Source organism: Leucobacter rhizosphaerae, from assembly GCF_022919175.1.
In the GTDB taxonomy this organism is placed as follows: Bacteria; Actinomycetota; Actinomycetes; order Actinomycetales; family Microbacteriaceae; genus Leucobacter; species Leucobacter rhizosphaerae.
In genome coordinates, this window is record NZ_CP095043.1 from 965,653 (window position 1) to 987,312 (window position 21,660).

Below are 21,660 nucleotides of genomic sequence, written 5' to 3' on the forward strand. Positions count from 1 at the left end.
GTACCACCACCCGACGCAGTCACTAAGGAGTGAGTCATCTATGGGCACGTTTGCCGTCATCAACCCCGCCACGGGCGAGACCGTCACCGAGTACCCCGACGCCACCGCAGCGGAGATCGAGGCCTCGCTGGCCTCCGCGCAGCAGGCCTACCAGGAGTGGGCGCGCACCACGACCGTCGCCGAGCGCGCCGCGCTCGCGCAGCGCGCCGCGGAGCTCTTCGACGAGCGCAAGGATGAGCTGGGCGCGATCATCAATCGCGAGATGGGCAAGCCGCTCGAGCAGGCCGTCGGCGAGGCCGAGTTCTCCGGCGCGATCACCGCGGCGTTCGCGGCCAACGCGGAGAAGTGGCTGGCCGACGAGCACCTCGAGGTCGAGGACGGCCTGAAGACCTTCTTCCGCTTCCAGGGCACCGGCGTCATCCTCGGCATCATGCCGTGGAACTACCCCTACTACCAGGTCGCGCGCTTCGCCGTTCCGAACCTGATCCTGGGCAACACGATCGTGCTGAAGCACGCGGCGCAGTGCCCCGAGTCGGCCCTCGCGCTCGAGCAGCTCTTCCTCGACGCCGGCTTCCCGAAGGGCGCCTACGTCAACGTCTTCGCGACGCACGACCAGCTCGCCGACATCATCGCCGACGACCGGATCCAGGGCGTCTCGCTCACCGGCTCCGAGCGCGCCGGTGCGATCGTGGCCGAGCAGGCCGGTCGCCACCTGAAGAAGTGCGTGCTCGAGCTGGGCGGCTCGGATGTCTTCCTGGTGCTCGACACGAACGATCTCGACCACGCCGTCGAGCACGCCGTCGGCGGGCGCATGGAGAACACCGGCCAGGCCTGCAACGGCTCGAAGCGCATCGTCGTGGCCGAGCAGTACTTCGACGAGTTCGCCGAGAAGTTCAAGGCGGCGATCGCCGGGCAGTCCTACGAGGCCGGCGACTTCGGTCCCCTCTCCTCCGCGGCAGCGACGAAGACCCTCACCGCGCAGGTCGACGGGGCACTCGCGCAGGGCGCCGAGGTGCTCGTGGGCAACAACACCCCCGAAGGCAACGTCTACACTCCGACCGTGATCTCGAACATCACCCCGGCGATGGACGTCTACAGCCAGGAGCTCTTCGGCCCGGTCGCGCAGCTCTACAAGGTGTCGAGCGACGCCGAGGCGATCGAGCTCGCGAACTCCTCGCCCTACGGCCTCGGCTCCGTCATCATCTGCGATGACCTCGAGCGCGCCGAGCAGGTCGGCAACCAGCTCGACGTGGGCATGGTGTTCATCGGCGGCGCCGGCCTCGAGGGTGCGGACGTGCCCTTCGGCGGCGTGAAGAAGTCGGGCTACGGCCGTGAGCTCGGCAAGGTCGGCATGCTCGAGTTCGCCAACAAGAAGCTCTTCCGCTTCGCTGGCTAGGCAGCCCCGCACCACGACGATGGCCCCGGATCCGCATGGATCCGGGGCCATCGTCGTGCATCGACTAGCGCTGCAGGAACAGCGGCGCGAAGAAGTCCGCGAGCTCCTGGGTGGCCTCGAGCGGCAGCACGTGCGCGACGTACTGATCCGGGCGCACGATCACCACGGCACCGCCTCGGCTGATCCCGCGCGCGTCGAAGATGTCGTCGCCCGGCTTCGCCGCGTAGATCTTCTCGTAGTCGACGAGCTGGAACGGGCCGGTGGGCGGCAGGAACACCTTCGGGGCCCGCTCGATCGCAACGCCGTGGTGCTCCTGCTGGTAGACGGCCTTCACGTCGAAGATCGCGTCGAGGTCCGCGCCCTCGGGGGTGAACCGTCGCAGCGGCGACTCCTCCGACTGCAGCATCCACTCGGCCCAGGCGTCGAGGGCGGTGGCGTCGGCGTCCGCGAACGCGTAGATCCGGTACCGGCCGTCGGCACGGTGGTGGTGCCCGAGGTGCACGTCCACGGCGTCGGCGACCCGCGTCGTCATCACGGACTTGAAGCGCTTGCCGATCGGGAACCCGGTGGCCAGCTCCTGGTGGGTCGCCTCGCCCGTGAGCATCGACGGGGTGTAGAGCGTCATGAACCCGGCCGGGAACTCGGCGGTCTGCACGTAGAAGTCCTCGAGCTCCGATGGCGAGGCGAACTCCTCCGGCCGCTTGGCCATGAGCGTCGACCACTCCTTGTCGAAGTCGATGAGGTTCTTCGCGGTCACCCGCCGCTCGTCGGAGTACGTGCGCAGGAGCGACTCCGGGCTGCGGCCCTCGAGCACGTAGCCGAGCTTCCAGCCGAGGTTCCAGCCGTCCTGCATTGACACGTTCATGCCCTGACCCGCCTTGGCGCTGTGCGTGTGGCAGGCGTCGCCCATCAGGAAGACGCGCGGCGTGCCGTCGGGCGAGGTCTCCGCGTCGTCGAAGCGGTCGGTGAGCCGGTGCGCGACCTCGTAGACGCTGTGCCACGCCACGTTCTTGACGTCGAGCGTGTAGGGGTGCAGGATCGCGTTCGCCTGGGCGATGACGGCCTCGAGCGGGGTGTTGCGCACCTTGCCGCCGTCGTGCTCGTCGACCTCGCCGAGGTCGACGTAGATCCGGCACAGGTGATTGCCCTCGCGCGGGATGTGCAGGATGCTGCCCGCCTCGGAGTGGATGATGCACTTCTTGCGGATATCCGGGAAGTCGGTGACGGAGAGCACGTCCATGACCCCCCAGGCGTGGAACGCCTGGTCGCCGGAGAGCGAACCGCCGATCGAGCGGCGCACGGTGGAGCGCGCGCCGTCCGCGCCCACGACGTACTTCGCGCGCACGACCCGGGTCTCCCCCGCGTCCGCGTCCTCGGGGGCGACGGTGTTGATCCCCGCGCCCTGGTAGCCGTCGACCCGGCGCAGCGTCACTGCGACGGGGTACTCGCCTTCGCCCACCTCGAGGCCGATGAACTCCCAGCCGTAGTCGACCTTGCCGCGCGCCGGCGCCCGGCGGGCGTACTCGGCGAAGTAGTCGATGACCCGGGCCTGGTTGACGATGAGGTGCGGGAACTCGCTGATCCCGTTGGGATCATCGGGAGTGGTCGCGCTGCGGACGATGTTCTCGGGCGCGGCCGGGTCCGGGGTCCAGAAGCTCGTCTCCGTGATCTGGTAGGCCTCCTGCGTGATCTGCTGGGCGAACTCGAAGGCCTGGAAGGTCTCGACGCTGCGCGCCTGGATCCCGTCGGCCTGCCCGAGCACGAGCCGACCGTCGCGCCGCTCCACGATGCGCGTGACGACGTTCGGGAACTGCGCGAGCTGCGCCGCGGCGACGATGCCCGCGGGGCCGGAGCCGACGATGAGCACGTCGATCTCGTCCGGAAGCTCCTCGGGCCGGTCCAGGCCGACGCCGGCGGCGGGCAGGATCCGGGGATCGGTGGAGACGTATCCGTGGTGGTGGAACTGCACTGTTTCTCCTCTGTGACGCCCCGCGAGACCGAATCTCGCGGTAGAGTGTTCACTAAATGAACGAGACGTTTGAATATCGCACACCCAGCATAAACGGCGGCTCGCAATCTGACAACACGGATGTTGCACCGGATATCCGGAAGAATGGACCCCATGACCCAGAAGCCCGACGGCGGAGCGGCGACCGCCGGATCCCAGACCCTCTCCCGCGGGTTGCGCGCGCTCGAGCTCCTCGCCGAGGCGGAGGCGCCGATGTCGATCGGCGCGCTCGCGACCGGGCTCGGCGTGCACCGCTCGAACGCGTACCGGGTCCTCCGCACCCTGGAGCAGCACCGCTTCGTCACCCGCGATGACGCAGGGCTGATCCGGCTCGGCCCGAAGCTCACGGCGCTCGCCCGCGGGGTCGCACCGGCGCTCCACACCGCCGCCATGCCCGCGGTCACCGACCTCGCGTACTCCCTGGGCATGACCGCGTTCGTCACCGTGCTCGACTCCGACGAGGTCGTCACCCTGGTCACGGTCGAGCCCGCGAACGTCGCCGCCACCATCGCGCGCAACCCCGGCGTCCGGCACCAGGTCGAGCGCGGGGCCCCGGGGCACGCGATCGAGTCGTCGCTGACCCCGGCTGAGCGCGCGGCCTTCCTCGGCAGCCCGGACTTCAGCGACGCGGCGCTGCAGGCGCGGGCGGACGGGTACGCGATCAGCCGCAACGAGGTGATCGACGGGGTCACCGGGATCGCGGTACCGCTCCGCCTCGCGGGAGAGCCGCCCGCCGCGATCGCCGTCGTGCACTTCAACCTTCCGGAGTCGCTGGCCGGCGTTGTCGCCCGGCTGCAGGCGGCGGCCGAGGAGATCGCGCTGAACTACCGCTAGGGGTCCCGGCTCAGTAGAATGGACGGGTCCAGCACGGCCGGCTCGCTTCCGGCCCGGCCGGCAAAGGCGCTCGAAAAAGGGGCGCTGCTGCCCGGGGAGGACACCCGGGCGAGACATACACGGAATCCATCACTCACCTCCGTTCCGCAAAGGATCAGTATGTCTCACACCCCCACGTCCGACACCCCTGCCTCCGTCACGCTCACTCGCGCGCTCGCCGAGTCGCTCGCGCGGCACGCCGAGCAGAGCTTCGGCCTGATGGGCAACGGCAACGCCCACCTGATCGAGAGCCTCGGCGAGGCCGGCGTCGGCTATACCGCCGTGCGCCACGAGGCCGGCACCGTCGCAGCCGCCGACGCGTACACCCGGGTCTCGGGCCGGATCGCCATCGCGACGACCACCTACGGCGCCGGATTCACGAACACCCTCACCGCACTCGCGGAGGCCGCGCAGGCCCGCACCCCCATGCTCGTCGTCGTGGGCGACGCCCCGAGCGGCGGCCCGCGGCCCTGGGACGTCGACCAGGAGATGCTCGCGGCGGCGCTCGGCGTGCGCACCCACCTGCTCTCCGTGACGAACATCGACCGCACGGTGGATCGCGCGGTGTCCTACGCCCAGCGCGTGCGCCGCCCCGTGGTGCTCGGGATCCCCTACGACCTCGTCTCGGCCGAGGCCGTGCTGCCGGCGCCCCGCGACCCCGCGACCCCGGCCCAGGGTATCGACCTCAGCGACCCGGCCGTCCTCGCCGCGCTGACCGCATCGGTCGCGGACGTGCACCCGGCACCCCCGACCTCGGGGTCGCTCAGCCCGCGCACCGTGGGCCCGGCAGGCCATCAGCTCGAGGCTGCCGTGCTCGCGCTCCGCGAGGCGGAGCGCCCGTTCATCGTCGCGGGGCGCGGGGCGCACCTCGCCGACGCCGGCGTCGAGCTCGGTGCGCTCGCGGCCGCACTCGGCGCACCGACCTCGACGACGGCGCTCGCCCGCGGCGTGTTCCCCGACGCCCGCTTCGACCTCGGCGTCACCGGCGGCTTCGGGCAGCTGCGGGCGATGGACGTCGTCGCCGAGGCCGACGTCGTCGTCGTGGTGGGCGCGGCGCTCAATCAGTTCACGATGCGCTTCGGCGACCTCTTCGGGCCCGGCACGACGGTGATCCGCATCGACGACGAGCAGGTGGCGCCGCCGAAGACGAATCACCCGATCACCCATCTCCTGCTGCAGGGTGACGCCCGGGCCCTGCTCACCGCGCTGCTCGCGGCGCTGGCCGAGGCCGGCCCCACGCGCGCGGCCCTCGCGGGCGGGTGGCGAGACCAGCTGCAGGGGCTCGAGCCCGGCGGCGCGCTCCGCGTGCGCGAGCTCGGCCTGGCCGAGCATCCCGACGGCCGCTGCGCCGACGGCCGCCTGGACCCGCGCGCGGTGGCGGCGCGGATCGGCGAACTGCTCCCCGCCGAGCGGCACGTCACCACCGACGGCGGGCACTTCATCGGCTGGGCCAACATGTTCTGGCCGGTCGCATCCCCCGAGCGCATGGTCATGGTGGGCACGGCCTACCAGACCATCGGCCTCGGGTTCCCGACGGTCGCGGGGGTCGCGGCCGCGGCCCCCGGCACCACCGTGGTGCTGAGCACCGGTGACGGCGGCGGACTGATGGCGCTGGCCGATCTCGAGACCGCGATCCGCACGGCCGAGAGCTGCGTCATCGTGGTGTGGAACGACGGCGCGTACGGCGCAGAGGTGCACCTCTACGGCGTCATGGGGCTCGACGAGGGACCGATGCTCATCCCGGACGTCGACTTCGCGGGGGTCGCCTCCGCGCTCGGCGCCACCGGAGTCCCCGTGCGGTCGCTCGAGGATCTCGACGCGCTCGGCGCCTGGGTCGAGGCGGGATCCCGCGGCACGATCCTGCTCGACTGCCGTGTCTCGCGCGGGGTCGTCGCCGAGTATCAGCGCGAGATCCAGCGGGTCAACGGGCTCGACGTGCCGGAGGCGTAATCGGTCAGCCGCGCTCGGTGCGAACCGGCCTCGGTGCCGCCTCGGCCTCGAAGACGACCTCGCCGCCGACGACCGTCGCGGCCGTGCGGAGCTCGTGGAGCCGCGCGGCGGGCACGTCGAACGGATCGCCCGAGGCGATGGCGAGGTCCGCCCGGGCGCCGACGCGCAGCCGGCCCGGGACCCCGAGCACCAGCGATGACGATCCGCTGGTGTACGCGGCGAGTGCTTCGCTGAGGCTGAGCGCCTGATCCTCGTCGAGCGGGGCTCCGGCGCCCGGCCCGAACGGGAGCGAGCGATTCACCGCGACGTGGATCGCGGCCCACGGATCCGCGGGCGACACCGGCCAGTCCGAGCCCATGGCGAGGTCTGCGCCGCCGTCGGCCAGGGTGCGGAACGGGTAGCCGCTCCGCATGCGCTCCTCGCCGATCATCGGCACGACGGAGAGATCGGGCGCGGCCCACAGCGCCTGCATGTTGGCGGTGATCCCGAGCGGACCGAAGCGCACGGCGTCGTCCGGGTGGATCATCGAGAGGTGCGCGATGTGGTGCCGGGGGCCCGGACCGTGCGCGACCCGGGCGGCCTCGACGGCGTCGAGCGCGACCCGGATCCCGCGGTCCCCCATGATATGCAGGTGCAGCGCGAACCCGGCTCGATCGGCCTGCAGCACGAGGGCCCGGAGGGCCGCTTCGTCGAGGTGCAGCTCACCGCTGCCGTGGTGACTGCAATAGGGTTCGAGCAGCGCGGCGGTCTCGCCGTGCGGCACTCCGTCGACCATCGCTTTGGCGGTCGACGTGGTGAATCCGGCGTCCGCGTTCTGCGCCCGCCGCCGCTCGAAGTCGGCGACGAGGGCCGGCACCTCGGCCTCGGTGGTGCCCTGCGGCACCCAGAGGGCACCGGAGACGGCACTGCGGATCGACCCGTCGGTGATCCCGGCGAGGTAGGACGCGGTGCAGTCCGCCTTGCCGTTGTACTCCCCGAGGATCGCCTCGTGCCAGCCCGTGACGCCGAGCGACCAGAGGTACTCCTGGGCGTTCTGCAGCCCGGCGAGGATCTCTGCGTCGGTGGCGGGCGGGATGCACCGGCCCACGAGTTCCGCCGCCGACTCGTTCAGGTAGCCGGTGGGCTCACCCGATGCGTCGACGTGGATGTGTCCGTTGTGCGGCTGCGGGGTGTCGCGGGTGATACCGGCGATCTCGAGCGCGCGGGAGTTGACCCAGAGCGTGTGGTGCCCGGCGTCGCTGAGCGCCACGGGGCGGTCCGGGACCAGCGCGTCGAGCTGCTGACGCGTCGGATGCGGGAAGAGCTCGTGGCTCCAGCCTCCTCCGGTCAGCCACTCCTGGTCCGAGGCCGCTGCCGCCTGCTGCACGAGGGCCAGGGTCTCCTCGACGCTGCGCGCGGGAGTCAGGTCGCAGCTCAGCCGCTCGACCCCCGCGAACGCGGCGTGCACGTGCGCGTCGACGAAGCCCGGTGCGATCAGGCGTCCGGCTGCGTCGAGGATCCGGGTCGTCGACCCGCGGTGCCGCAGCACCGTCGCGTCGTCACCGATGGCAAGGATCCGATCGCCTCGTGTCGCCACCGCGGTGTGCGGGGTGAGGGTTCGGCCATCGAACACTCGTCCCCCGATGATGCAGATATCTGCGGATTCGGTCATAGTGGGTCACTCCTCCAGGTCGGGGATCGTATGGATCTGTGTCACGGTGGGGATCGCCGCGGTCCGGCTCGGCCGGCGGCGGCGCGGGCGCCAACCCTCGCGCGGGATCGAGTCGAGGAGCACCCGAGTGTACTCGGCCTGCGGGTCGTCGAGGATCTGCTCCGACGGCCCGCTCTCCTCGATCGCCCCCGAGCGCATCACGACCACGTGGTCGCATAGCCGCCGGATCACCGTGAGGTCGTGGGTGATCATGAGCAGGGCCACCCCCGTGTCGCGGCGGATGCCGTCGAGCAGGGTGAGGATCTCGACCTGCGTCGTCACGTCGAGCGCCGAGACGGCCTCGTCGAGCACCAGGATCCGCGGATCCGCGGCGAGCGCCCGAGCGATCGCGACCCGCTGCCGCTGACCACCCGAGAGCCCGCGCGGCCGGGCATCGAGCAGCGCCGGGTCGAGGTGCACCTGCTTCGCGAGCTCCGCGATGCGACTCGCCACGGCCTCGGGCGGATCGCTCCGGCGGTGCACGCGGACCGCTTCGGCGAGGCACTGCCGCACGGTCTGCCGGCGATCGAGCGACTGGTAGGGATCCTGGAACACCATCTGCATGGTCTTCGCGCGGGTGCGCCGCTCCGCGCCGCCTCGCGCGGGCCGGCTCCAGTCCGCACCCTCGACGGTGACCGTGCCGGCGTCGGCGTGCTCGAGTCCGCAGATGATCCGGGCGGTCGTCGACTTGCCGGAGCCGGACTCCCCCACGATCCCGAGCGACCCGCCCGCGTGCAGTTCGAGGTCCACATTGTCGACGGCGACGAGGGTCTCGCGCCCGCCCCCGTGCGCGCTGCGCACCCGGAACGTCTTGCGCAGTCCGGACACCGTGAGCACCGGAGCGGGCCCGGCAGCTGACCCGGACGCCGCCGGCGCCGCCGCCGCGGCGTCTCCGGGATCCACCACCGGCGCGGCGTCGAGCGCCGCCGACATCAGGACGCGGGTGTAGGCCTCGCGCGCATCCTGCCGCATGGTCGCGGCGTGCAGGGTCTCGACGATCCGCCCCTCCCGCATCACCGCGACACGATCGCACACCGCCCCCGCGAGCGCCAGGTCGTGCGTGATGAAGAGCAGCGAGAGCTCCCGGTGCCGCCGCAGGTCGCCGATCACCGCCATCACCTCCTCCTGCGTCGTGACGTCGAGCGCGGTGGTGATCTCGTCGGCGAGCAGGATCTCGGGATCCATTGCGAGCGTCGCCGCGATCATCACGCGCTGCAGCAGTCCGCCCGAGAGCTCGGCCGGGAACTGGCGCAGTCGGCGCGCGGGGTCCGGGATCCCGACCTCGTCGAGCAGGTCCGCCGCCCGGGCCAGTGCCGCGCTGCGGCTCACCCCGGCGACGGTGACGAGCGCCTCGGTCAGGAAGTCGCCGATGGTGCGCAGCGGGTTCAGGTGGGCGCGCGGCGTCTGGAACACCATGCCGAGGCGACGGGAGCGCAGTTCGCGCAGCTCGCGCGCCGGCATCGCGGCGATGTCCTGCCCGAGGATCCGGATCTCACCGCCGGTCGAGAAGTGGGCGGGCAGGAGGCCCGCCACGGCGCGGACCGAGAGCGTCTTGCCGGATCCCGATTCGCCCACGAGCCCGACTGCCTCGCCGGCAGCGACCGAGAGTGTGCAGTCGTGCACGAGCGTGCGGTCGGGAGTGGCGATCGAGAGCCGGTCCAGTTCCAGGACGGGCCCGGGCGGGCGGGTCGCCCCGTGTTCTGCGGGCGCTGCGGTCATCGGTCCTTCTCCTCTGCCCAGATGGTGACGCGCGCGCCGATGATGCTCACGGAGAGCACGGTCAGCACGACGAAGATGGCGGGGAACAGCGACTGCTCGGGGGCTCCGGCCAGGATCCCGGCCTGCCCGCTCGCGATCATGGATCCCCAGTCGGCGCTCGGCGGTTGCTCACCGAGGCCGAGGAACGAGATCGCCGCGAGGTCGAGCATCGCGTAGCCGAAGCCGACGGCCATCTGCGCGGCGATCACCGGCACGAGCGCGGGCACGAGATGGCGGAAGCAGATCGCGAGGCTCGAGACGCCCTGCACCCGGAGCGCCGCGATGTACGGGCTGTTGAGCTCCCGCGCCGCCGCGGTCTGCGTCAGGCGAGCCACGACCGGGATGTACGCGATGGAGAGTGCGATCACCGGTGCGGTGAGTCCCTTGCCGAACATCGCCACCGCGAGCACGGCGAGCACGAGGCCCGGGATCGCGAAGATCACGTCGACGAGCCGCGCGATCGTGCCGCGCACCGCCCCGCCGAACCACGCGGCGAGCACCGCGAGGGTCGCGCCGGCGAGCGTCGACAGCAGCACCACGAGGATCGGGGCGACCACACTCGAGCGGGCGCCGGCGAGCACCCGCGACAGGATGTCGCGTCCCACGTCGTCCGTGCCGAACGGGTGGGCGAGCGAGGCGACGCCGTTGACGTCGCCGACGTAGAGCTCGGTGGGGTCGACGGGCGCGATCCAGGGGCCGATCACCGCGAGCACGGCGACGATCCCGAAGATCCCGAGCGCGACCCGGAACATCCAGTCGCGCTTCGCCGCGCGGGTGGCCGCTCTCGGGGACCGGCCGGCTGCGAGTTGTGCGACGCTCATGCGCGCCTCCCGGTGGTGACGGTGTTCGGATCGATGACGGCGCTCAGCACGTCGGCGACCGCATTCAGAACGACGAAGATGGTGACGAGCAGCAGGGACACGAGCTGCACGACGGGGAGATCCTTGCGCGCCGCGGCCTCCGTGAGGAGCGAACCGATGCCGCCGAGGCCGAAGGCCTGCTCGGCGATGGCCGCGGCCGCGAACAGGCCGGCCACGGTCGTGCCCGAGATCGCCAGGATCTGGGGCACGGCGTTGCGGAAGACGTGCACGCGGAAGATGCGGCCGCGCGGAATACCCCGCACCCGCGCCGTCTCGACGTGCTCGGAGTGCAGCTGCGCGACGAGAGAGCTGCGCGTGATGCGGCTGATGTACGCGATGAACATCACCGACAGCGAGACCGCGGGGAGCACCAGGTGCCACAACCGGTCGAGCCCACCCGATCCCTCTCCGAAGACGGGGAACCAGCCGAGGCTCTTCGCGAAGATCCAGATCACCAGGATCGCCACGACGAACGTCGGGAGCGCCATGCCGAGCGCCGTCACCATCGCGACGGTGCGGTCGACCACTGCGCCGCGGGTCGCGGCGAGGATCCCGGACCCCACCCCGAAGATCAGGATGAACACGACGGTGAGCAGTACCAACTGGAATGTCACGCCGAAGCGCGGCAGCACGAGGTCGAGCACATCGGTCTTGTAGACGAAGGATCGGCCGAAGTCGCCGCTCATCACGCCGCCGAGCCACTGCACGTAGCGCAGCCAGATCGGGTCGTCCAGGTGGTACTCCGCGCGGATCTGCGTGATCAGTTCGGGGTTGGGCTTGGCACCCCCGGCGAGTGCCGCGATGGGATCGCCGGGGGTGAGCAGGAGCGCCGAGAAGATGACGACGCTCGACAGGAACAGCGTCAGCAGGAGTCCGCCGAGCCGTTCGAGCAGGGTGCGTATGACGAGCGTGTGCATCGGTCGGACTACTTCGCGCCGAGGTGCAGCGCCCAGGGGCTGCTGAAGATGGCGATCGAGGTGACCGCGCCGGTCAGGTCGTCCGACAGGTAGGTGAGCTGGTACGAGCCGGCGAGGGTCACCTGGAGCTGATCCGGCGCGAAGATCGCCTGCGCGGCGACGAACTCGTCGGCGGCGGTCTCCGGATCGGTGGCCGTGCGCGCGGCGTTCATGTGCGCCGTCACCTCGTCGTTCGAGTAGCCGCTCCAGTTGAACACGCCGCCCTGATCCTCGGGGAGCATGAAGAGCGACGGGTAGCCGAGCACCCCGGGCGTCTCCAGGTAGCCCTGGGTCGCGACCAGGTCGATGCCGTCGCGCGCGGCCGGATCGTAGAACATCGCCCCGAAATCGGCGGGCTGCATCTCGTTGATCTCGACCGTGAGCCCGATCGACTGGCCTGCGCCCTGCACGATCGCGGCGGTCTGCTGGAACTCCTTGGCACCGGCCGGCACGGCGAGCACGATGGGCTGACTCACATCCTCCCCGCTCTCCTCCACGAGCGCGGTCGCAGCCTCGAGGTCGACCTCGGGGGTTGCCAGGGCGTCGTAGCCGGCCTGATAGATGTCGTGCGCCTCGGTCTGGCCGAAGGTGAACGGCGGCACGATCGTCTTCTGCACCTCGCCCAGCCCGTTGAGCACGGTGTCGAGGTACTGCTCGCGATCAATGGCGAGGCTGAGCGCCTGCCGGATCTGCGGGTTCGCGGCAGGGCCCTCGGACGTCGCCGGACCGAAGCTGAACGACGCCGTGGACGGGCCCAGGATGAGGCTGCCGGCACCGTCCGCCTCGAAGGCGCTGCGGGATCCGGGCGAGACGTTGTAGGCGCCGTCGATCTCCCCCTCCGTGAGCGCCGTGGTCAGCGTCGAGCCGTCGGTGACGAAGACGTAGCGGAGCGTCTCGACGAGCGGCGCGCCGCCCCAGTAGTCGGGGTTCGCGGTCGTGACGATCTCGCTGCCGGGCGTCCAACCGCCCTCCGCGAGCTCGTAGGGGCCCGTGCACATGAGACCGGCGTCCGAGGTGCCGAGCGCGGGGCCTGCGGCCTCGCCGAACGCCTTGCTGATCACGGCCCCGCCGCCACCCGCGATCGCGTCGCGGAAGCCGAGATCCGGAGCCGTGAAGCGCACGGTGACCTGGTGGTCGCCGGTCTGCTCGATGCTCGAGATGAGCACAAACGCCGCGTACCACTGCGACGCCGGGTTCTGGTTGCGCTGCAGGCTGTAGACGACGTCGGCCGCGGTCATCGGGGTGCCGTCCCAGAAGGTGACGTCGTCGCGGAGATCGATGACGAACGTGACGGGATCGACCCACTCGGCGCTCGTCGCGACCCCGGCCTCGATGGAGAAGTCGGGCTGCAGCGCGAGCAGGTTGTCGCAGAGGTTCGGAGTGATGACGGTGGCGGAGGCGCCGGGGTCGAGCGTCGCGGGTTCGCCCTCGACGACCGACCAGGTCACCTCGTCGACGGCGGTGGTCGCGGCGGGGAGCGAGGCGACCAGTTGATCTGCGCTGATCGGGGCCGCGGTCGTGCCGCTGCCGCCGTCTCGCGGCGCGCACGCGGTCACGGCGAGCAGGGCGGCGGTGCCGAGCGCGAGGCCGGCGATGAGTCCGGTTCGGTGCATGATGTGGTCCTTTCGGGAGTGCTGGATGGTCTGGGTGGAGTGTGGGGGCTGATGCTGGTGGATCCGGATCGGACCTAGCGCACGACGAAGACCCGGACGCAGACCTGGCCGTCCTCGTCGCGGGCGAGCCCGATGAACTGGTGCTCGGCGAGCCAGCGGTGCGCCGGCGCGTCGGTCTGGAAGACGGGGGCGGTGCGGAAGTACACCCCGGGATCGTCCTCGGCGAGGTTCTCGCCGCGCGCCATCCGCGCGGCGGCCTCGTCGGTCGCCCGGAAGTAGCCCCGGTTCAGCACGTCGATCGCCGCGCCGTCGTCGGCCCGCACGAGATAGCGCGCCTCCAGCTCCGCGGTGCCGGAGCGGGTGACGGCCCAGTCGCCGCCGCCCGGCAGGACGACCCCGGAGAGCAAGGGCCCCGAGACCGTGCCCCCGGTGATCGGGGTGAAGCTCAGCACCTCGTCGGCGCCGCGGCCGAGGTGCACGTCCGGGGCGACGTCGACCCGGAGTTCGAAGGCGAATTCGAGGGTGGGCTGGGTCATGAGAGGGCTCCGTCCAGGACAGTGAGGGTGAGTGCCAGGCCCTCGGGCCCGCCGATCTCGAGGAATTGGGTGTTGGTGACGGTCGTCACGCCGTCGGTCCAGGGGTCTGCGCCGGTACCGGGCTGCGGCAGGTACTCGGGGTAGTCGGTGCTCGCGACGTGCACGCGCAGGCGGTGGCCCGGGGCGAGTCGGTAGCCGAGCTGGCCGAGATCGATGTCGAGGGCGCCGGCGGTGGTCGCGTCGCGCAGCTGGCGCTGCCCGCGGGCGATCCGCACGGCGGTGCCGTCGGGGGCCACGTCGAGCAGGCGGACGAAGCAGTCCATCACCGGGCCGGTGGAGCGCACCCGGGCCCGGGCCGACACCGGGCCGGCGAAGTCGACCTGCTCGGAAACGGGCGCCGACTCGAAGACGAGCACGTCGTCGCGCGTGCCGAGCGGCGCCTCGTCGGGCAGCGCGAGGAGGTAGGAGAACGCGTCAGGTGCGGTCGAGGGCACGGGATCCATCGGGTCGTGCACCCACGAGACCTCGGTGGCATCGGCCGCGCGATCCTCCCTCAGCGTGCCGCCGACCCCGGCCGCGAGTTCGACCGCACGCGCCGCGCGCGGCGGCCAGGCCTCATCGACCCGCATCTCCTCGGTGCCCGCGAGGTTCCACTCGACCCTCGGAATGTCCGCGGGCGAGCCGTTGCCGCGCACGAACACCTCGAAGAACGCGAGTGCGGGATCGAGCGTCCGCGGCAGCAGTGCCCGGATCTGGGCCTCCGTGCGATCCTCGACCCGATCCTCGGGCGCCTCGAGCAGCTGATAGCTCTCGTGGTCGATCGCCTCGATGCGGAGGTGGTGGTGGAGCGCCCAGGCGGGGCGCTGCTCGATCGCGGCGACGTCGGCCCAGGACAGCGGTGCGCAGTTATCCCACCAGCCGATGGTGTGCAGCACGGGCACTGAGCGACCGGCGAAGGGATCGCCCTGCGGGAACCGCGGCAGCGACACCGCGTGGGGCACCCACTGGTCGTAGGAGAGGGGGCGCTTGTCGAGACCGGCGATGAACGCCTCGGCCTGGGCGGCGAAGTCCCGTCGCGACCAGTCGAGATCCCACAGGTAGGTATCGTTCGCGGCGAAGTGCGTGAGCGGGTACAGGTTCGTGATCGCCCACTCGACCGCGCGAGTCCGGTCGCCCGAGTGCGCGCGCACCGGCTCCCCCAGGCCGGTGCCGGTCACCCGCGGTGCGATCGCACGGAGCGCCGGGTGCCCGCTCGCGGCGGCGGCCCACTGGGTGTAGCCGTAGTAGCTGTCGCCCCACATCGCGACGCGCCCGTTCGACCAGGGCTGCTGCACGATCCAGTCGAGCGTGTCCTCGCCGTCGCGCGCCTCGTTCACGAAGAGCAGCGCGTCGCCCTCGGACCGGAACTTGCCGCGCACGTCCTGCGCCACGACCCGGTAGCCGTGCTGCATGAAGTACTCGGCGACGAGCGGGATGAACGTGTACTCGCCGTTCTTGTCGTACGGCAGGCGGATCAGGATCGTGTCGCCGGGGCTGGTGTCGCCGCTCGGCAGGTATACGTCCGTCGCGAGCCGCACCCCGTCGCGGGTGCGCACGCGCGCCGGCCGCGAGAGGTCGCCCTCGGCGGCCGGGGTGAGGTGCAGGATGTCCGGCATGTCGCTCCTTCGAGACTCGGAACCCGCGCTCGGACCGTTCCGTCGCGGGGTGTGATGGGTACGCTACGGACTTCGGAGTAAATAGTCAAGTCTGACTAGACTAGAATCCTGGAATACGAGGTTTCCCGATATTCTGCGTGGAGACACCCGAGCGAAGGGAGATCCGATGGCCCGCCCGTCCGTCGCCGATGAGCGCCGCGAACAGATCATCGAGGCGACGCTGCAGACCATTGCCGCGCACGGCATCAGCAGCACGACGCTCGATCGCATCGCCGACACCGCCGGGATGTCGCGCGGCCACGTCCGCCATTTCGTCGGCAATCGGGATCGGCTGCTGCTCGACACCGCGCGGGCGTTCTACGCACCCGAGGGCGGCTCCCCCGCCGTGCTGCCCGACAGCGTCGACACCCTCGAGGGCGCGCTCGACTACCTCTTCGGGCCCGACTTCGTAGCGTCGACCGACGAGAACGCGGTGGTGCTCGGGCTGGTCGAGCTGTCGCGATCCTCGCAGGAGATCGCCGAAGTGCTCACCGCGGCGTATTCGTCGGCTCGATCGCGGATCGCCGAGTTGATCGTGGTCGCGAAGCCCGACGCGGATCCCGCGCACCGGGAGGCCGTCGCGGACGCCGTGATCGCCGCCGCGCTCGGAAACGTGTTCATGGGCGACTTCAACCAGGATGCGGACCGCACCGACCGCACGCGGGCGGCGATCGACGCGCTGCTGACGACACTGTAGGGGGCTTCGTGAGCCGGGTGACTGCGTGGGCTGGTGTGGCCGGTCGGGCTCGTTTGCTGACTGGCGGGCACCCCGCTCGCTGACAGTGCCGAGACTCTTTGGTGCTGCTTCACCTGACCTAGGTCGGCTCAGCGCTGGATGGGCGCCGAACCGGCACTATTGCACGTCTGCGCGGGCCGACCGAGCCTCGTTGGCGATCGACCTCGCAACGACCTCCCCACCACTCGTGAGGAGCGCCCGCCGCCAGGGCAGCGTCCCCTCGATTTCGATCTGGATCGACATGCTCAGCACGGTACGGATGAGCACGATCAATCCGAGCACGGCGGCATCTTCGAACGAGGGGGCCGAGAGCGTGTGGATGATGTCCGCCGCCACGAAGATCTCGAGCCCGAGCAGGATCGACCCGCCGATCGTCGTGCGGAGCGCCTGATACGACGCAGTGCCTCCCGCACCGCGTCGGAGCGCCCGGACAGCGAGCACGGCCGCGATGACAAAACCGATGACCACGACGATGACGCCGATCACCTCGATGACGGTGACGACGATGGCGAACAGCCCCTCAGTGTGCATGTGGTCAGCCTAGCGGCGGGTGGTGCAGGGCATCCAGAGTCGGGACCGGTGTGGATGGGTCCCGCGGGGGTGCGCCAATGCACACCGGGGTGTGGGCGACCAATAGCTCGCGGTCGATTCCCAGCGCATATTCGGGTTCGGGAATGTTTCTGGGCTCGGGCTCGATTGGGTGATTTTCGGTCCGTGAATGTCGGTGGGTGCTGGTTGACTGCGGGCATGCGCACCACCACCGAGCCTCCCGTCACGGACCGCAGCACCGCGGGTCCGGAAGCTGGTCGTGCTGCGTCTGCTGGGCCTGGTGGGTCTTCGGCTGGCCGGGTGGCGGATCTTGCCGCTCCGGCGTACGCAATCCTGGCCGCGTCGCTCGTGAAGATCCGCGCCCAGATCAACACCCTCCACGCCGCCGAGGCCGCGCTGCTCGTTTTGGGTGACGAGCTCGCTGCTCTGGTTGCGGCGCGGCATGGGCACACGGATCATGGGGAGTTCGAGCATCGTGCGGTCGCGGCGGAGTTCGCGGCCGCCGTGCACGAATCGGATCGGACGATGGCGGGCCGGATCAGCCGGGCACGCACCCTCGTCGAGCACTACCCCACGGTCATGGCGGCACTCACAGCCGGGCGCATATCACAGGCCCACGCCACGGTGATCACTGACGCCGGGAGCATCCTCACCGATCCTCAGTCCCGTGCCGGATACGCGGCCGCGGTGCTCGAGGTCGCGGAGACCAACACGGTGGGCCGGTTGCGGCCGGTCGCTCGTGAGTTCGCGGAACGGTTCGCGGACCGCACCCTCGACGACCGACACCGGGAGGCCCGCGCCTGCCGCATGGTGCGGGTCGTGGAACTCGGCGACGGCATGGCCGACCTCACCGCCACCCTTCCCGCGGTCTACGCCTCCGGCATCAAGGACCGACTCACCCAGATGGCACGGTTAGTGAAGCAGCACGAACAGGCCCGGGCCGATGATCAGGCCCATAACGTCTCTGGCTTGGGTACCGAACCGGGCAGCGGCGCACCGTCAGGGGAATCCGAAGGGGAATCAGCAGCCACGGCCCCGACGGTCCGCTCCATGGACCAGATCCGTGCCGACCTCCTCACGGACCTGCTCCTCGCTAGCGACCCCAACCAGGCCGCCAGCAGCGGCCTCACCGGCATCGCGGGCATCCAGGCGCGGGTCCAGGTCATCGTGCCGAAGGAGCAGGTCAGCAATGACGGCGACAGCTCAGATGCGAACGTAACGAGCCACGTCCCGCCGGCCACCCTCGCCGGATACGGGCCCATCGATACCGACACCGCGAGACACCTCGCCGGCAACGCCACCCACTGGGAAGAAGTGACGGTGGATCCCGACACCGGCACCGTGCTCTCCGTCGACACCTACCGACCCAACACAAAACTCCGGCAGTTCCTCCGGGCACGAGACCTGCACTGCCGCTTCCCGGGCTGCCACACCCCCACCGCACGCTGCGACATCGACCACACCCTCGACGCCGCACACGGCGGACCCACCACCAGCACCAACCTCGCACACCTCTGCCGCAGACACCACACCCTGAAGCACCACAGCAGGTGGACCGTCACCCAAACCCGAGACGGCACCCTCACCTGGACCAGCCCCGCCGGCACCCCATACCCCGAACGAGCACCCAGCGCGGTCAGATTCCGGAGAGTGTCGATCCCACCTTCGCGGCAGCCGCGCACCCGGGAGTCACAGTCACCAGGCGAGACCAGCAGCGGAGCACACGCTCCACCACCCTTCTGACGTTCTGGCGCCTGCGCCATCTCTGGGGCTTCCGTCGAACATGGATCTCACATCGAAAGAAGCACCCGTGCCTCAGGCTGCGGGCGACGAGCCCAGACCGGCCACGAGCCTCGCGAAGGCCGCGTAGGTCTGCTCGGCCGTGCGGTCCCCCGCCGAAACCCCCGTCGCAGCCTCTCGGAGCGCACCCACGAGGAGCGCGGCGACGGCGTCGACATCGAGGGTCTCGTCGAGTTCTCCGGCGCGCTGGGCCTCGACGAGCACCTCGCGCATCATCGAGGCGCTGGCACCGGAGCCGATCCCGCGCTCCGCACCGCTCACGATGAGCGCCGGTCCCGAGACGTTGTAGAAGTGCCCGATACGCGGGTCGTCGGCGAGGTCGAACATCGTCCGCGCGTGCGCGACGATCCTCGCCTGCCACCCCTCCGCCACCGAGACCGCCTCGCGCGTTCGGGCCACGAGATCCCGGCCCAGCCTCGCATACGCGGCTCGCAGCAACTCGTCGCGCCCGCCTGGGAAGTGCGCGTAGACCGTGCCGCGGGAGATCCCGGAGGCCGCAGAAATACGATCGATGCTCGTCTCCGGCAGCCCGACCTCGCCGATCACCGCGAGCACCGCGTCGACGAGTTCGGTGCGCGTTCGCAACTGACGACGCTCGCGCAGGCTCAGAGCCTCCGGAGCAGGCCGCCCCTGCTCCGACGCCCCATGCTCCGACGCCCCTTGCTCCGACGCCTCATGGTCGGTCGCCTCCGTCGAGTCCATGCTGTCCATCCTAGGGTCGCCCCGCTCCCGCCCGCAGTCGTTGCGCGCACCTCTTGAATCCTGAATTCACTTTCTGTACTCCGAATATAGTTTTCTGCCCCGAAGCGTGTTAGCGTAAGGGCACGTCACAGGAAGGACAGGCATGACCAGCGTTGATCTCACCGCCGCCACCACCCTCGCGAGAGAGGCTCTCGACACCTTCGGGATCGATCCTGCGACTCCGCTCACCCTGTTGAAGAACCGCGAGAACTTCGTCTTCTCGTTCACGGATCACGGGTCCGAGGCACTCGGCAGCACCGAGCCGACCCGCTACGTACTGCGCGTGCACCGCCAGGGCTACCACTCGGACGCCGAGCTCGGTTGCGAACTGGACTTCGTTCGCGCCCTCCACGCCGAGGGGGTCGCGGTGCCGAGTTTCGTCTCGGCCCCCGACGGGCGCGGCTTCTGCGCGGTCGGCGCGGATCACCCGGCCGGAATCCACCAGGTCGACCTGCAACTCCACCTCGAGAACCACGGCAACTTCGGGGCGGAGCGTGCGGGTGTCGACGGCAGCGCGGCGCTCGACAGCGCCGACTTCGCGGCGCTCGGCCGCCTCGCCGCCGAGGTGCACGACGCGACGGAGCGCTCGGGCTACGAGATGGCGGTGCCCCGCGACGACTGGGACCTGGAGGGTCTGGTCGGTCCGTCATTCGCGTGGGGCGACCCGCTCCGGATCGCCGAGCTCACCGGCGATGATCGCGCGACGATCGAGGCCGCGATCCAGCGCATCCGCGAACAGCTCGGCGCCTACGGCACGCCCGCCGGCCGCTTCGGCCCGATCCACTCCGACCTCACCCCGGAGAACGTGCTCCGCACCGACCGCGGCCTCGTGCTCATCGACTTCGACGACTTCGCCCGCGGCTGGCACCTCTTCGATCTCGCCACGGCGATCCATTTCTTCACCCCGCACCCGCGGTACCTCGAGTACCGCGACGCGCTCTTCGCCGGCTACGAGGCCGTGCGCCCGCTCGATCCCGCCGACCACGCGGTCTTCCCGGCGATCCTGCTCGCGCGCAGCCTCACCTACCTCGGGTGGGCCGCGGATCGCCGCGGCGAGGACACGGCCGAGTGGCTGGCCGCGTCGGTCCTCCCCCACACCGTTCGTCTCGCCCGCGAGCTCCTCGCGAGCTGATCCCCCGACGTCTCCCCCGCGGCCCGCCCGCCGCCCGCACAGCAAGGACCCCCGATGCCCACGAACGCCGAACTCCTCGCCCGCCGCAACCGCACGATCGGCCCGTACTCGCCCCTCTTCTACACCGAACCGCTCCAGTTCGTCTCCGCGAAGGGCGTCTGGCTCACCGAGGCCAGCGGCGAGCAGTACCTCGACGGCTACAACAACGTGCCCCACGTCGGCCACGCGAACGACCGCGTGGTACGCGCGCTGAGCGAGCAGGCCGCGACCCTCAACATCCACACCCGCTACCTGAACGAGCGCATCTACGACTATTCCGAGCAGCTGCTCGCGACCTTCGATCCGGTGCCCGGTCGGCCCGCGCTGGATCGCGTGTTCTACGGCAACTCGGGCTCCGAAGCGAACGAACTCGCGCTCCGGATCGCCCGCCAGCACACCGGCACCACCGGTCTCATCGTGTCCGACTACAGCTACCACGGCACCACGATCACCCTCGCGCAGATGACGACGGGACTGAAGACCCGCGAACCGCTCGGCGACCACGTGCGCACGCTCCGGATCCCGGACCTCGACCGCGACGCGCGCCCCGAGGAGGAGGTGCTCGCCGAGACCCTCGCGGAGCTCGACGCGGCGATCGTCTCCCTGCAAGAGGCGGGGTACGGCGTCTCGGCCTGCCTGTTCGACCCGCTGTTCTCCACCGAGGGCATGCCCCGGGTGCCGTCGGGGCTCGTCTCGGGGATCGCCGACCGAGTGCGCGCGGCCGGCGGCCTCGTCATCGCCGATGAGGTGCAGAGCGGCTTCGGTCGCACCGGGACCCACATGTGGGGGCACGCCTATGCGGGCTTGACGCCGGATCTCGTCACAATGGGGAAGCCGATGGGCAATGGGCACCCGATGTCGGCGGTCGTGACGAGCGAGGCGATCCTCGACGAGTTCGGGTCGCAGAACGAGTTCTTCAACACCTTCGCCGGCAACCCGGTATCGGCGGCGGTCGGCGAGGCCGTGCTGCAGGAGATGGCGGCCGAGCAGCTCATGGCGCGCGCCCGGATCCTCGGCGCCGAGGCTCGCGTCGCCCTCGACGAGTTCGTGCAGGAGCACCACTTCGTGCGCTCCGCCAAGGGCGCCGGGATGTTCCTCGGACTCGACTTCGCGGTCGACGGAGTCGCGGCGCCCCAGATCGCGAAGCAGGTCGTCGAGGGCATGAAGGCGCGGCACGTGCTGATCTCCCGGATCGGGCCGACCGAGAGTGTGCTGAAGGTGCGGCCGCCGCTGGCCTTCGGCGAGCGCGAGCTCCCGACCCTCCTCAGCGCTCTCCAAGAGACGCTCGCCGAGGTTGTGGTGTAGTCTCTCGACCAGGCGAGGACTCAC

The 21,660-nt window shown here is 70.7% G+C and carries 17 protein-coding genes; 7 read left to right on the forward strand and 10 right to left on the reverse strand.

Annotated elements, in window-relative coordinates:
- Positions 1-40 precede the first annotated feature (40 nt).
- Positions 41-1,396, forward strand: a complete 1,356-nt coding sequence (locus MUN76_RS04415) for an aldehyde dehydrogenase family protein (protein ID WP_244687491.1) — start codon at positions 41-43, stop codon at positions 1,394-1,396.
- A 64-nt stretch (positions 1,397-1,460) separates the two neighbouring features.
- Here the strand turns inward: MUN76_RS04415 and MUN76_RS04420 are convergent, their stop codons facing one another.
- A complete protein-coding gene (locus tag MUN76_RS04420; protein WP_244687493.1) occupies positions 1,461-3,365 on the reverse strand; it encodes an FAD-binding monooxygenase in 1,905 nt (634 codons plus the stop codon).
- A 153-nt stretch (positions 3,366-3,518) separates the two neighbouring features.
- Between MUN76_RS04420 and MUN76_RS04425 the strand changes: the two genes are divergently transcribed.
- Entirely contained in the window at positions 3,519-4,238 is a 720-nt protein-coding gene (locus MUN76_RS04425) for an IclR family transcriptional regulator (RefSeq protein WP_244687495.1), read from the forward strand.
- A gap of 159 nt (positions 4,239-4,397) precedes the next feature.
- Positions 4,398-6,227: a thiamine pyrophosphate-binding protein gene (locus MUN76_RS04430; RefSeq protein WP_244687497.1), complete on the forward strand. Its 1,830-nt coding sequence runs from the start codon at positions 4,398-4,400 to the stop codon at positions 6,225-6,227.
- 4 nt (positions 6,228-6,231) lie between these two features.
- Here the strand turns inward: MUN76_RS04430 and MUN76_RS04435 are convergent, their stop codons facing one another.
- The 7 genes from MUN76_RS04435 to MUN76_RS04465 all read right to left on the reverse strand — a co-directional run bounded on the left by MUN76_RS04435 (position 6,232) and on the right by MUN76_RS04465 (position 15,295).
- Positions 6,232-7,878: an amidohydrolase gene (locus MUN76_RS04435; RefSeq protein ID WP_244687499.1), complete on the reverse strand. Its 1,647-nt coding sequence runs from the start codon at positions 7,876-7,878 to the stop codon at positions 6,232-6,234.
- Positions 7,879-7,884: 6 nt separating this feature from the next.
- Positions 7,885-9,636 carry an ABC transporter ATP-binding protein gene (locus MUN76_RS04440; RefSeq protein WP_244687500.1) on the reverse strand — a complete coding sequence of 584 codons (1,752 nt, stop codon included), beginning with the start codon at positions 9,634-9,636 and terminating at the stop codon, positions 7,885-7,887.
- Positions 9,633-10,496 (reverse strand): ABC transporter permease, encoded by an 864-nt coding sequence (locus tag MUN76_RS04445; protein WP_244687502.1) that lies wholly within the window; start codon positions 10,494-10,496, stop codon positions 9,633-9,635. Before MUN76_RS04445 ends, MUN76_RS04440 begins: the two co-directional genes overlap by 4 nt.
- A complete protein-coding gene (locus MUN76_RS04450; RefSeq protein ID WP_244687504.1) occupies positions 10,493-11,452 on the reverse strand; it encodes an ABC transporter permease in 960 nt (319 codons plus the stop codon). Before MUN76_RS04450 ends, MUN76_RS04445 begins: the two co-directional genes overlap by 4 nt.
- An 8-nt stretch (positions 11,453-11,460) precedes the next feature.
- Positions 11,461-13,104: an ABC transporter substrate-binding protein gene (locus MUN76_RS04455; protein WP_244687506.1), complete on the reverse strand. Its 1,644-nt coding sequence runs from the start codon at positions 13,102-13,104 to the stop codon at positions 11,461-11,463.
- 74 nt (positions 13,105-13,178) lie between these two features.
- Positions 13,179-13,640 (reverse strand): DUF3237 domain-containing protein, encoded by a 462-nt coding sequence (locus MUN76_RS04460; RefSeq protein ID WP_244687508.1) that lies wholly within the window; start codon positions 13,638-13,640, stop codon positions 13,179-13,181.
- Positions 13,637-15,295 (reverse strand): CocE/NonD family hydrolase, encoded by a 1,659-nt coding sequence (locus MUN76_RS04465; RefSeq protein ID WP_244687509.1) that lies wholly within the window; start codon positions 15,293-15,295, stop codon positions 13,637-13,639. The genes MUN76_RS04460 and MUN76_RS04465 overlap by 4 nt, the downstream gene beginning before the upstream one ends.
- Before the next feature lie 166 nt (positions 15,296-15,461).
- Between MUN76_RS04465 and MUN76_RS04470 the strand changes: the two genes are divergently transcribed.
- Entirely contained in the window at positions 15,462-16,031 is a 570-nt protein-coding gene (locus MUN76_RS04470; protein ID WP_244687511.1) for a TetR/AcrR family transcriptional regulator, read from the forward strand.
- Between the two features lie 156 nt (positions 16,032-16,187).
- Here MUN76_RS04470 and MUN76_RS04475 read toward each other — a convergent pair whose 3' ends face one another.
- On the reverse strand, positions 16,188-16,601 hold the full coding sequence (locus MUN76_RS04475; protein WP_244687513.1) for a DUF1622 domain-containing protein: 414 nt from the start codon (positions 16,599-16,601) through the stop codon (positions 16,188-16,190).
- Positions 16,602-16,919: 318 nt separating this feature from the next.
- On the opposite strand from MUN76_RS04475, the gene MUN76_RS04480 reads away from it, so the two are divergent.
- A complete protein-coding gene (locus tag MUN76_RS04480; RefSeq protein WP_244687514.1) occupies positions 16,920-18,362 on the forward strand; it encodes an HNH endonuclease signature motif containing protein in 1,443 nt (480 codons plus the stop codon).
- Positions 18,363-18,434: 72 nt separating this feature from the next.
- Here MUN76_RS04480 and MUN76_RS04485 read toward each other — a convergent pair whose 3' ends face one another.
- Positions 18,435-19,121 carry a TetR/AcrR family transcriptional regulator gene (locus MUN76_RS04485; RefSeq protein WP_244687516.1) on the reverse strand — a complete coding sequence of 229 codons (687 nt, stop codon included), beginning with the start codon at positions 19,119-19,121 and terminating at the stop codon, positions 18,435-18,437.
- A 142-nt stretch (positions 19,122-19,263) separates the two neighbouring features.
- Between MUN76_RS04485 and MUN76_RS04490 the strand changes: the two genes are divergently transcribed.
- Together MUN76_RS04490 and MUN76_RS04495 are read left to right on the forward strand one after the other, a co-directional pair.
- Positions 19,264-20,292 (forward strand): phosphotransferase enzyme family protein, encoded by a 1,029-nt coding sequence (locus MUN76_RS04490; protein WP_244687518.1) that lies wholly within the window; start codon positions 19,264-19,266, stop codon positions 20,290-20,292.
- 54 nt (positions 20,293-20,346) lie between these two features.
- Complete coding sequence (locus MUN76_RS04495; RefSeq protein ID WP_244687520.1) at positions 20,347-21,636, forward strand: aspartate aminotransferase family protein; 1,290 nt, start codon at positions 20,347-20,349, stop codon at positions 21,634-21,636.
- The last annotated feature ends 24 nt before the right edge of the window (positions 21,637-21,660 follow it).

Coding starts and splice junctions, on each gene's coding strand:
- MUN76_RS04415 (WP_244687491.1), top strand. CDS start 41: ATGGGCACGTTTGCCGTCATCAACCCCGCCACGGGCGAGACCGTCACC.
- MUN76_RS04425 (WP_244687495.1), top strand. CDS start 3,519: ATGACCCAGAAGCCCGACGGCGGAGCGGCGACCGCCGGATCCCAGACC.
- MUN76_RS04430 (WP_244687497.1), top strand. CDS start 4,398: ATGTCTCACACCCCCACGTCCGACACCCCTGCCTCCGTCACGCTCACT.
- MUN76_RS04435 (WP_244687499.1), bottom strand. CDS start 7,878: ATGACCGAATCCGCAGATATCTGCATCATCGGGGGACGAGTGTTCGAT.
- MUN76_RS04440 (WP_244687500.1), bottom strand. CDS start 9,636: ATGACCGCAGCGCCCGCAGAACACGGGGCGACCCGCCCGCCCGGGCCC.
- MUN76_RS04445 (WP_244687502.1), bottom strand. CDS start 10,496: ATGAGCGTCGCACAACTCGCAGCCGGCCGGTCCCCGAGAGCGGCCACC.
- MUN76_RS04450 (WP_244687504.1), bottom strand. CDS start 11,452: ATGCACACGCTCGTCATACGCACCCTGCTCGAACGGCTCGGCGGACTC.
- MUN76_RS04455 (WP_244687506.1), bottom strand. CDS start 13,104: ATGCACCGAACCGGACTCATCGCCGGCCTCGCGCTCGGCACCGCCGCC.
- MUN76_RS04460 (WP_244687508.1), bottom strand. CDS start 13,640: ATGACCCAGCCCACCCTCGAATTCGCCTTCGAACTCCGGGTCGACGTC.
- MUN76_RS04465 (WP_244687509.1), bottom strand. CDS start 15,295: ATGCCGGACATCCTGCACCTCACCCCGGCCGCCGAGGGCGACCTCTCG.
- MUN76_RS04470 (WP_244687511.1), top strand. CDS start 15,462: ATGGCCCGCCCGTCCGTCGCCGATGAGCGCCGCGAACAGATCATCGAG.
- MUN76_RS04475 (WP_244687513.1), bottom strand. CDS start 16,601: ATGCACACTGAGGGGCTGTTCGCCATCGTCGTCACCGTCATCGAGGTG.
- MUN76_RS04485 (WP_244687516.1), bottom strand. CDS start 19,121: ATGGACTCGACGGAGGCGACCGACCATGAGGCGTCGGAGCAAGGGGCG.
- MUN76_RS04490 (WP_244687518.1), top strand. CDS start 19,264: ATGACCAGCGTTGATCTCACCGCCGCCACCACCCTCGCGAGAGAGGCT.
- MUN76_RS04495 (WP_244687520.1), top strand. CDS start 20,347: ATGCCCACGAACGCCGAACTCCTCGCCCGCCGCAACCGCACGATCGGC.